This is a genomic window from Rhodopirellula sp. JB055 (assembly GCF_043100905.1).
Classification (GTDB): domain Bacteria; phylum Planctomycetota; class Planctomycetia; order Pirellulales; family Pirellulaceae; genus Rhodopirellula.
In genome coordinates, this window is sequence record NZ_JBICHO010000122.1 from 1 (window position 1) to 8297 (window position 8297).

Annotated in this window: 8 protein-coding genes and 1 pseudogene; 5 read left to right on the forward strand and 4 right to left on the reverse strand. The window is 56.3% G+C overall.

The window, feature by feature from the left end; translation table 11 throughout:
* Positions 1-855: FeoB small GTPase domain-containing protein (locus ACF8AM_RS05025; protein WP_392554580.1), on the reverse strand; the 855-nt coding region annotated here is incomplete at its 3' end.
* Complete coding sequence (locus ACF8AM_RS05030; RefSeq protein ID WP_392554581.1) at positions 852-1082, reverse strand: ferrous iron transport protein A; 231 nt, start codon at positions 1080-1082, stop codon at positions 852-854. The genes ACF8AM_RS05025 and ACF8AM_RS05030, both read right to left, overlap by 4 nt.
* 670 nt (positions 1083-1752) lie before the next feature.
* On the opposite strand from ACF8AM_RS05030, the gene ACF8AM_RS05035 reads away from it, so the two are divergent.
* Positions 1753-2202, forward strand: coding sequence for a response regulator (locus tag ACF8AM_RS05035; protein ID WP_392554582.1), 450 nt, complete (start codon positions 1753-1755; stop codon positions 2200-2202).
* A 96-nt stretch (positions 2203-2298) separates the two neighbouring features.
* On the opposite strand, the gene ACF8AM_RS05040 is transcribed toward ACF8AM_RS05035, so the two are convergent.
* Positions 2299-3339, reverse strand: a complete 1041-nt coding sequence (locus tag ACF8AM_RS05040) for a PQQ-binding-like beta-propeller repeat protein (protein ID WP_392554583.1) — start codon at positions 3337-3339, stop codon at positions 2299-2301.
* Between the two features lie 670 nt (positions 3340-4009).
* On the opposite strand from ACF8AM_RS05040, the gene rpmI reads away from it, so the two are divergent.
* The 4 genes from rpmI (at position 4010) to pheT (ending at position 8043) form a co-directional block, all read left to right on the forward strand.
* A complete protein-coding gene (rpmI, locus tag ACF8AM_RS05045) occupies positions 4010-4216 on the forward strand; it encodes a 50S ribosomal protein L35 (protein ID WP_007332031.1) in 207 nt (68 codons plus the stop codon).
* A 158-nt stretch (positions 4217-4374) separates the two neighbouring features.
* The gene (rplT, locus tag ACF8AM_RS05050) at positions 4375-4731 is read left to right on the forward strand and encodes a 50S ribosomal protein L20 (RefSeq protein WP_007332030.1); all 357 of its coding nucleotides are present in this window, start codon (positions 4375-4377) and stop codon (positions 4729-4731) included.
* A gap of 9 nt (positions 4732-4740) precedes the next feature.
* Positions 4741-5784, forward strand: a complete 1044-nt coding sequence (pheS, locus tag ACF8AM_RS05055; RefSeq protein WP_392554584.1) for a phenylalanine--tRNA ligase subunit alpha — start codon at positions 4741-4743, stop codon at positions 5782-5784.
* A gap of 213 nt (positions 5785-5997) precedes the next feature.
* A complete protein-coding gene (gene pheT / locus ACF8AM_RS05060) occupies positions 5998-8043 on the forward strand; it encodes a phenylalanine--tRNA ligase subunit beta (protein ID WP_392554585.1) in 2046 nt (681 codons plus the stop codon).
* Between the two features lie 87 nt (positions 8044-8130).
* Here the strand turns inward: pheT and ACF8AM_RS05065 are convergent.
* A pseudogene (locus ACF8AM_RS05065) lies at positions 8131-8211 on the reverse strand (DUF1589 domain-containing protein); the annotation flags it as partial.
* Positions 8212-8297: the final 86 nt, after the last annotated feature.

The following is an 8297-nucleotide window of genomic DNA, read 5'->3' on the forward strand; positions in this document are numbered from 1 at the left end:
ACGCTCTTCCGATCTGTTGCAGTACCAGTTGCCATGACCGTCATTAATTACCATAACCGCATCACCGCTATTGGCATCAAAGGCAAAGTTTAAAGGGCCGAGCACGCGGTGGGTCGTGAGTTGATCGACCCGGTCGGTCCATTCGTCCGAGGCGACGTATCCTGTGCGTGTGCTTTCGCGAGCCAACGTGGATGCCCAGCGGTGGCCATCTGCAAATGGACAGGTTCCACAGGCACCGCATTCGGCCTCGTTTGTTGCTGCATCCGAACCCAGGACCACAAGCTTGTGCGGTTGAAGCAGTTGTCGCAGACTGGATTTGAGTTCGCTGATGCCCTCACCCGTACGAGCCGAGACGCCAACCACGGGGCAGCCCAGCTTTTGAGAGAGGATTTCAAGGTCGACATCGACACCGCTCTTTCGAGCCAGTTCGATCATGTTGACCGCGACCAGCGTCGGGCGTCCGCACTGGATGGCCTCGCGGGCAACGGCGAGGCTGCGTTGAAGGTTGGTCGCGTCGACGATGACCAGCACGCCTTCGGGGGGATTCTCCGATTCGCCAGTGATGAAAGCTCGAGCGATTTGTTCTTCCGGAGAAGAAGCCGTCAGCGAGTAGAGGCCCGGTAGATCAACGAGCGTGCATGATTGGCCCTCTTCCAAATCCACGGTGCCGGTTCGTCGGTCCACGGTGGTGCCAGCGAAGTTCGATGTCTTCGCAAGCAGGTTGGTCAGGCGGTTGAACAGAGATGTCTTGCCAACGTTGGGGTTGCCAACCATGGCAACCACGCGAGCTTGGCAAAGTTGCTTGGGGGATGAATCTTCCGGGGAGTTGCTGCACGCAACCGGCAACGCATTCATCCGTCGGTGGCCCGCACGAAGATCTGCTGGGCAATTTCTCCCGCCACAGCAATTCGGCTCCCAGCCGCTTTCAAAATCAATGGGTTGCCACGACGGGATAGCTGTACCTGCTGCCCTTCGAACAAACCGAGCGCTTTCAAACGCGAGGCACAGCTTTCAGGGAGATCCAGTCGGATGATTTCAGCACAGTTGGATCCACAGCGATCCAGGGCGAGTTCGGCTATCAAGGCTTCACCTGTAAATGAGAACGATTCTCGATTGCGTTCACTTTAGATCTTCGAGACGAGGATGGGTAGTGGGATGGTCCTTCGAATGCCAGATATTTTGGACTGGCTTTGGCTTGATGACCCCCCCCGACGGGTTCGTGGCGAGGTGATCGCTGCCCGTGTTGCTCGGGGAAGACGCGTTTTTGGTGTAGAATTCCCGAGCAGGCTGAAAAGGCTCAAACGGCCGATTGGCTTGTGTTTTGCGGGTTTGTGGTGAGAGAGTTGGGGAAAACGCTGTGAGGAGGCAGAGCGTACCGAGGGACGGGGCTCTCTCGGTTCGCCCGTTTCGGAACGCGTGAGTGCTTCTCTGGCAGAGCTCGGGGGCTCGTTTGAGCAATCCGAGATTGTTGGTAGTGGTTGGTCAAAGTGAAAAGTGAGGTTTGATCCATGTGGACGAGGCGCCGAGTCCTTGGTTTTGACGCCTGTTCAGGACTCGTTCCCTCGTCCACTGCCCTAAAATAAGTCGTGACAGATCATTAGGCAGGGCGAATGGAGCGGCGAGTTTTGAGCGTTTCGTTAGCGGAAGTCAATTGGATACGCTTACGTCGCTGCTCGCTTCTTTCGCCTTGATCAGGCGTTCGGTTATTCGATCTTTTCTCTTCCTTGCGAGCTCTTCTCTTCAGCCGGGTTCATGAATATGTCGCACACGACGGTTTCGAGTTTAGACGAGGTTCACATCCTGCTTGTCGAGGACAACGAAATCGATGTGATGGCGTTTGAACGCGGTATCAAAAAGAATGAAGTCCTCAATCCACTGACCGTTGCCGAGAACGGGCAAGTCGCCTTGGATATCTTGCGAGGCGAGCATCCAACCAAGACGGTTGGCCCTCATCGGATCGTCTTTTTGGATCTCAACATGCCAATCATGACTGGCGTGGAGTTTCTCGAAGAGATTCGGCGGGACCCAGAACTCAACTCAACGGTTGTGTTTGTATTGACCACTTCCGATCACGAGGTGGACTTGGTCGCCGCGTACAAGAAAAACGTCGCGGGCTACATCTTGAAATCACGTGTCGGCGAAGCTTGCCGGAACCTGCACGATTTGATGCGATCATACTGGCGAATCGTCGTGATTCCTTGATGCAGTTGTTCGGTGGAGCGACAGCCTGCATCTCGCGCCACCAAAGCGTTGGTGGTTTGAGGTTGTCGCTTTTGTTCGCGATGTCGAGCGGTCCGTTCAGTCCAACCAATCAAGTTGGGCTTCGTCGATGACAAGCGAGTTGGAGACGTTGTTTCCGAAGTCGTCGAAGCGATCGAGTTGCCACACAACTTTCTTGGTCGAAGGGTCAATTTCAATCAGAATGGGTTGGCCGGGGCCAGCGTGGCAGTTGCCGATCACGTAGTGCCCATTGGCTTGAATTTGCAGCGTGGTGACCCAAGCCAAGCGGATTCCAGGAAGATCGTTTTGGTGGATTTCCCAAGCGATTTTCTTGTCCGGCGTGACTTCAATGACGCTGTGTCCGTTCCCTGTCGCGATCAGAGTGTTGCCATTTTTCATTCTCAGGGCGGCAAACAGGCGGTTTCCAAATGCTTCTGGGCCGTGCCCGCGAGCAGCTTTTTTGCCGAACATTGGCACCTCGTATTCCCAGACGACGTCGCCATCGCGGTTGTATTCGCGAGCCTTGCCGTCGGCTTCGTGGGCGACCAAGTAGTTGCCTGAGTCGAGACGCCGAACCAAACGGGTGTCGGTGTGTGCGTTGGGGTTTTCGACCTTCAGGGCGATTTGGTGAACGATCTCACCGTCGCGGTTGACCTCAATCAGTCGCTGCGCCCCAGATTCGGCAATCATCAGGTGGCCGTTGGGAAGTGGTTCAAAAGCGTGGACTTCGATCCGCTTGCCTTCGTTGCCGCCCTGTTTCCCGCAATCGTAGCTCCACACGACTTCTTTCGTGCTCGGATTGATTTCAACCACGGTTGTCGGGCCTTGGCGAGTCAGAATGTGGCCGTTGGGCAGCAGGTGCAGATCGTGAATGCCGCCCCAATCCATCTGCCATCCGATCGAGCCATCGGGTTCGACGACGACCAGGCCTTTCTTGCCGTGAAGCAACACGCGGTGTTGAGCGGTCGTTTCATCGGCCGACACCGGGCTGATTTGTATCGCAAAACCAATCAGCGTTGCGGCGATGACCGGCAAAGCAGCGCGCCGGGTGGTTCGTAATCGGAATGACGCGGTTGACGCGCGGGATGAGCCGATCCCAGCTTGGAGTCTCTGAATCATGGGGGCTTGCTTCTGGGGGGAGGGAGTTTGGGAAGGGATCTTAGCGATCGCGTCCGATGATAGACGAAACTGCCGCCGAAGAGGCCCTGCTGGAACGGATTCACGCAATCATTGGTTTGCGGCGCTGCAAGAATATTGCGTGGCAAGAAAACTGAGTGTTTGGCGGGTTTCGTTGCGGGACGGACGTGTTCTGCGGGGGATCAGACAGGTATTACTGTCGCTGAGGCCCACTTTTGTGCAGCGATTCGGTCGGTCCTGCCGATCTTTGCCCGAACAGCCCGTCGCGTTGCGGCCTGTTGATTGAATCTGATCCCTCGCTCACACGTTTTGAAGTTGCGCTTTTGCGTGAGGCATTGGTTTTTTCAGAACCCGACGCATCAGCGAGGCGAAGTCAACGTCGTTTTTCCCTCGCTGACGCGTCGGGTTATGAAAAAGCTGACGCTTCGGGTTTTGAGAAAATCGCAATTTCGAAACTCACGCGACGGGGGGAACTCGAGCGAATCAACAGGCCAATTGGGTTGGGTGCGGTCTTCTCCACACGGACAACTGCACAGAAACCGGGGCAGCACAGCAGAAACCAAGGGGTCGCCCTAGCAGCTTTCCCCGCAATCCGATATGCTTCCCCGCTTCGTTTTTCGAAAATCACCATCCAACCAGTGTTGATGCCCTCATGGGAACCAAAATCAAAACTCATAAAGGGACCAAGAAACGGTTCCGTTTGTCGGCCAAAGGCAAGGCGATGCACCGTCAAAGCGGTACCAGCCACTTGGCCAAGGGTTTGAGCAAAAAACGTCGTCGTAACCTGCGTGGCACCACCGCAGTTGCTGAGTGCATGGAACCAACCATTCACGCAGCTCTCAACGGCCACAGCTACTGATTCGACCTGACTTACACTTCTTTTCCACCACGGAATCCAACGGCCACCTGGTTGGGCGGAACTTCGGAGATAGAACGGTCGCGTTGACCTTTTCTTTCTGCCGGGGCCTGAATCAGGACGACCCGAAAGATCACCACAGCATTTAGGAATTCCATTCGATGCGTACGACCAAAGGTGCCGCTCGCCGGCAATCCAAGAAGCGTCTTTTCAAACGAGCCAAAGGTTTTCGCGGTGGCCGCGGGAATCTGACGCGTACCGTCAAAGAAACCCTGCTCCGTTCGGGCGCATTCGCATTCCGCGACCGTCGCGTCCGCAAGCGTGAATTCCGCAAGCTGTGGATCATTCGGATCAACGCCGCCGTCAAGCAACACGGGTTGCGCTACAGTGAGTTCATCCACGGTTTGAACAAAGCCGGGATTCAACTCGATCGCAAATCGTTGTCGGAAATGGCGATTCATGACGCCGCCGGCTTCAAGCAGGTTTGCGACAAGGTCAAAGAGACTCTGGCAGCTTAAGTCGCCATCATGTCACTCGATCAATTCCTCTCCCGACTGGATCAGCTCCAGTCGGACGCTGAGTCCGCGTTCACTTCTGCTTCCGATGCGGCAGCGCTCGAGGAAGCTCGCGTGACGTTTTTGGGTGCCAAGAAAGGGCAACTCAAAGACATTCAGAAAATGCTCGGCGGAATCGAGAAGGCTGACAAGCCTTCCGCCGGTGCCAAGCTGAACGCGGTCAAGTCGGCGATCAACTCTGCGTTCGAAGACGCCCAGCAAAACCTGGCTGGTGGAGACGATTCGGGCGCCGATCCGACTTTCGATCCAACTCTGCCTGGGACTCGCCCATCGCTCGGGCACATTCACCCGATCACTCAAACGATCAGTCATCTGACTGAGATCATGGGGCGGATGGGGTTTGAGGTCGCCGAAGGTCCTGAGGTCGAAGACCCCTGGCACAACTTCGTCGCGCTAAACATTCCCGAAGACCACCCCGCGCGTGATCCGCTGGACAACTTTTACTTGGCGACTGCGAAGGATCCCTCGGGCAAAAGCTCGGTGAGTGCTGGTGATGAAGGTTCGCAGTTGCTGCGAAGTCAGACCAGCACCGTTCAAATTCGCGTGATGAAAGAGGTTCAGCCGCCGATCCGAATCATTTCTCTCGGTCGTGTTTATCGTCCCGATGCACCGGACGCGACGCACTTCCCGATGTTCCACCAGATGGAAGGGTTGCTCGTCGACACCAACGTGACGATGGCCAACTTGAAAACCGTCCTGCGAGTTTTCGCGAACAACTACCTCGGCGAAGACGTTGAAATTCGCTTCCGTCCTTCGTTCTTCCCGTTCACCGAGCCCAGTGTCGAAGTCGACTTTCTGTGGAACGGAACGTGGATTGAATTTGGTGGCGCCGGGATGATCGATCCCAACGTGTTCGCTGCTGTTGGCTACGACCCTGAAAAGGTCAGCGGATTCGCATTTGGTCTCGGCGTCGAACGCCTGTGCATGCGTCGTCATGGCATCACCGACATTCGCGATTTGTACAGCGGCGACTTGCGGTTCTTGAAACAATTTTGAGTCATCGGAACGTGGGTGATGCAAGCGAAACTTAGCTGGGGTTCGCTGGCTTTTGCTCGCGGTCCGGATTCTGGTGAATCCGGCTACAGTTGCCCGGATTCTGGTGAGTCCGGCTACCAGTTTTCGCACCTGTGAAAGCATGGTCGATGCCACGTTCTGCAATGCCTCGCAAAATATTCCCTTCCGACTTTATCTTCTGCCCACTTCGCTCTCATGCTTGTTTCTTGGAAATGGTTGTCGCGATACGTTGACCTGACGCTGCCACATGACGAGTTGGTCGATCGACTCAGTCTGTCTGGGTTGAATCACGAAGGCAGTGAAACAGTCGACGGCGACGTCGTGATCGACTTGGAGGTCACCAGCAATCGCGGTGATTGCCTGGGGCACATCGGCGTCGCTCGAGAAATCGCGGCTTTGACCGAGCAAAAGCTGAAGATTCCAGCGATCGAGTTTCAGGAGTCCGGGGCGGCGATCGACGAATCGCTTGCGGTCGAGAACGAGATGCCCGAGGCCTGCCCCCGCTACACCGCTCGAGTGATTCGCGGCGTGAAGGTTGGCGACAGCCCAGAGTGGTTGCAGGAGTCGCTGAAGTCCGTTGGCATCGGAGTGGTCAACAACGTCGTCGACGTGACCAATTACGTGATGATGGAATGTGGCCAGCCGCTGCACGCGTTTGATCTCGCGAAGGTCGGCGATGGCAAGATTGTCGTTCGGTCAGGAAAAGACAAAGAGCAACTCGAAGCGATTGACCATCGCAATTACGACCTCAACGATTCGACATGCGTGATCGCGGATTCGTCCGATGCGTTGGCCGTTGGTGGTGTGATGGGCGGAGCATCTTCGGAAGTCACCGAAGCGACGACCGACATCGTGTTGGAAGCCGCCGAGTTTGTGCCTTTGTCAGTTCGCCGAACGGCGCGTCGATTGAAACTTCACAGTCCATCGTCGTTCCGGTTTGAACGCCGCGTGGATCCAGTCGGGATTGATTGGGCCAGTCGCCGAGCGTGCCAGTTGATCACGGAGATCGCCGGCGGATCGGTTGCACCGGGTGTCGTCGACACCGCTCCTGAAATTCCAGTCCGCGAGACCGTGTTGCTGCGGCCGAAACGTGTCACGGCACTGTTGGGTTTGGAAATCGAAACCGCGGAGCTGGACAAGATCTTGCGGTCGCTCGGTTGCGAGGTTTCCGCGTTCGCTGATGGGTTGCAATGTGTCCCGCCAAGTTGGCGTCACGATTTGACCCGTGAAGTCGACTTGATCGAGGAAGTCGCGAGGATTCACGGCTACGACAAGATTTCCGAGAACTCGCCGATCCCCGTCGCTCCTAGCAGCAAGCGTCGTTTCGACACCGCAATGGAACGCATTCGCGGCGTGTTGACCGCGGCTGGAATCAGCGAAGCGATGACGCCCAGCGTGGTCACCGAAAAGCTGGATCAAATGATCTCGCCTTGGACGGAGTTGCCTGCTCTGCAAACTCGCACGTCGATGTTGGAAGGTGCCCGGACGTTGCGACGATCGCTGGTTCCAAGTTTGCTGCAAAGCCGTGCCGCGAACTGGGCTTCGGCCAGCTTGGTCGCGGACTTGTTCGAGATCGCTCACGTTTACTTGCCCGCGCCCGCGGGAAGCGACAGTGCGTTGCTGCCAGACGAGACCTATCACATTGGATTGATCGCTGGCGAGGACTTCTTTGCTCTCAAAGGCACCATCGAAATGCTTTGCGATCGCCTGGGTGTACCAGGCGAGTTGACCGTCGCTCCGGTGCAGCGAGATGGTTTTGCCAAGGGGGGGGCGGTGGAGTTGTCGCTCGTTGGTGGCGATGCCAAAGAGCCGTTGCGTTTGGGCTTCCTAGGATTCGTCGATGAAAAGTTGGTCAAGCAATGGAAATTGACCGGCCGTGTTGTCGCCGCGGAGTTGTCGGCTGACGTGTTGGTCAATCAATCGCGATTGGTGCCACAACAGCAGGCGGTCAGTTCATTCCCATCGATTCAGCGTGATCTTAACTTGGTGTTGCCCGAGTCAGTACGTTGGAACGAGTTGGCTGGGTTGGTTCGCAAGGCGGCGAAGGAACGTTTGGCGGATCTGACCTATCGCGAAACGTATCGCAACGAAAAGGTCGACGGCCCGAACAAGAAACGCGTGTTGTTCTCGATGGAACTTCAGAGCCAGACCGAGACGCTCAGCGGCGGCGATGCCGATTCGATCATCAACGAGTTGGTCGCGTCCTGTGAAAAACAGCTCGACGCCGTTTTGCTTCGCTAGAAAGATCTCCAAAAGTAGGCCAGGCCCCGCCTGGCATGGTGATTGGCCGGCGGATTCAGAGCTTGAAGGCGTGTTGCCAACCGCCTCGCTTTGTTCCAAAGCATCGGCGGGATGCCAGGTCATGACCTGGCCTACGTCGGCGCTGAATCCCTGGCTGCGATTTTGCAATTCGAATTTTTCAATGGAACTTTTTCAGTTCCCAAGTCTGAATCGCTGCAATGGTGGGCCAGGCCCCGCCTGGCATGGTGAATGGC